This window comes from Mesorhizobium sp. M1E.F.Ca.ET.063.01.1.1 (genome assembly GCF_003998155.1).
GTDB lineage: Bacteria > Pseudomonadota > Alphaproteobacteria > Rhizobiales > Rhizobiaceae > Mesorhizobium.
This window is the reverse complement of sequence record NZ_RZSC01000991.1, coordinates 1-1792: the sequence shown is the minus strand read 5'-3', so window position 1 is coordinate 1792 and position 1792 is coordinate 1. Positions and strand designations below refer to the sequence as shown.

The window sequence follows — 1792 nt, the reverse complement described above, 5'->3', positions numbered from 1 at the left end:
GCACCAGACTATCCCGTTGCTGCTGACAGCCTTCTGTCATGAGCTCTGAACCCGTTCGCGGGAATATCTTTGCTATAGGAAAAGCTGGTGCGGCGCTGCTCCAACCGGGAGGAGAACCCGGTCGGCCTCTATTGCGTCGCCTGGTAGAGCTCCGAGGCCGCCTCCTTCAGCGCGCGCCTTCCGTCAGGCCTCAGATACATCATGTGCCCGCCCTCGACGACATCGAGGCGGATCGGCTTGGCGTCGGCGAGCGTGGGGATCTGGTTCACCAGATAGCGCGAGGCGAGGTAGGGCGTGACGAGGTCGGTGTAGCCGTTGACGATGACGACACCGAGCGCCGGGTTGAGCGAGCGCGCCCGCTGCAGGTCGTTCATCACCCCGGCAAAGCCTTGCCCTGAGTTGCCGTAGTCCCAGTTGTGGCTGACCTCGCCGTTGAGCAGTCGGTAGCTGACATCGGTGCGATAATTCAGTTCGTCGCGGGCGTAGGCGACGAAGGCCGAGGTCAGCACCGGCACGCTGCGGTCGAGCACTGGGTCCGGACCGGCGATATGGGCGCTCTCCGGCGCGATATCGCTGGTCGCGACCATGGCGTCGTAAGGACTGAGCACCTTGCCCTTGGCGCGCTGGAACTCACGGGCGAAAAGGCCTGTCGGGATACGGGCGAAATTGCGCTCGACGAGGTCGAGCGGCAGGCCGGTTATCTCCGCCACGCGCCCGCTGGCGAGCTTGCCGCCTTGCTCCAGCCCGCTGTTCAACGCCGTCAGGTAATCGCCGAGCGCGTAGTGCTCGACCTCGGCAAGCCTGTCGCGCATCGCCTCGCCGCTGACGCCGTCGGCGCGAAGCCGCGTCGCCGCCAGCGAAGGCAGTTCGAGCGCCCAGTGCAACTGGTCGAACTGGTCCGGCCGCACCAGCATGAATTCCAGCGCCGGCGAGATCAGCACGATGCCGCTGGGGCTCAAACCCACGTCTTCCTGCAGCGTGCGGGCAAGCAGCGCCGCGCGAAAACCGCCATAGCTTTCGCCGGCGAGGAAGAGCGGTGAAGCGGTTCGGCCGTTCTGCGCCAGATAGAGCCGGATGAACGCGCCGACCGAGCTGGCGTCCTGGTCGACGCCCCAGAACGTCTTCGTGTCCTCGCCCGGCGCCTCGCGGCTGTAACCGGTGCCGACCGGATCGACGAAGACGAGATCGGTCAGGTCGAGCCAACTGTCGGGATTGTCGATGAGCTTTTGCGGCGGCGGCAGGAACTCGCCATCGGTCGCGGTCGCGATGATGCGCGGCCCGAGCGCGCCGAGATGCAGATAGGCCGACGCCGCGCCCGGCCCGCCGTTGAAGACGAAGGTGATCGGCCGTTCCTTCGCCGGGGCGGGCGACTGCTGCGTGTAGGCGACGTAGAAGATTTCCGCCGTGACCTCGCCCTTGCCGGAGAGCAGCGACAGCGTGCCGGCCTTGGCCTGGTAATCGAGCTTGCGTCCGGCAAGCGCGATCGAATGCTCGGTCACCTGCGGCGGCGGCAGAAGCGACAGCACGCCGCCGGCCGGTGCCGGCCGCTCCGGCGTTTCAGCCGGAGCTGGCTGCGCGAAGGCGGCGAGCGCCAGGAGGATGAGGGGAAAGAGTTTGGACCGCATGAGACCTCCGCGCGAACGACCTCCGCAAAGGTATGGCCAGAGCGGCCGAAGTCAAAGGGGTGGTGCGGGAAGCGTCACAAAACTTGGGTTCCTCGCCCCCGCCAAGCGGGGGAGAGGTGTCCGCGAAGCGGACGGAGAGGGGGCCTTCGTAGGGCGCTCCCCCTCTC

The 1792-nt window shown here is 67.0% G+C and carries 1 protein-coding gene; it reads right to left on the bottom strand.

The window, feature by feature from the left end:
- Nucleotides 1-128: 128 nt before the first annotated feature.
- Entirely contained in the window at nt 129-1625 is a 1497-nt protein-coding gene (locus tag EOA29_RS35170) for a peptidase S10 (protein ID WP_126094879.1), read from the bottom strand.
- Between the last annotated feature and the right edge of the window lie 167 nt (nt 1626-1792).

What these genes read in the sequence shown, in the direction of transcription:
- EOA29_RS35170 (WP_126094879.1), bottom strand. Translation starts at nt 1,625, where the DNA reads ATGCGGTCCAAACTCTTTCCCCTCATCCTCCTGGCGCTCGCCGCCTTC.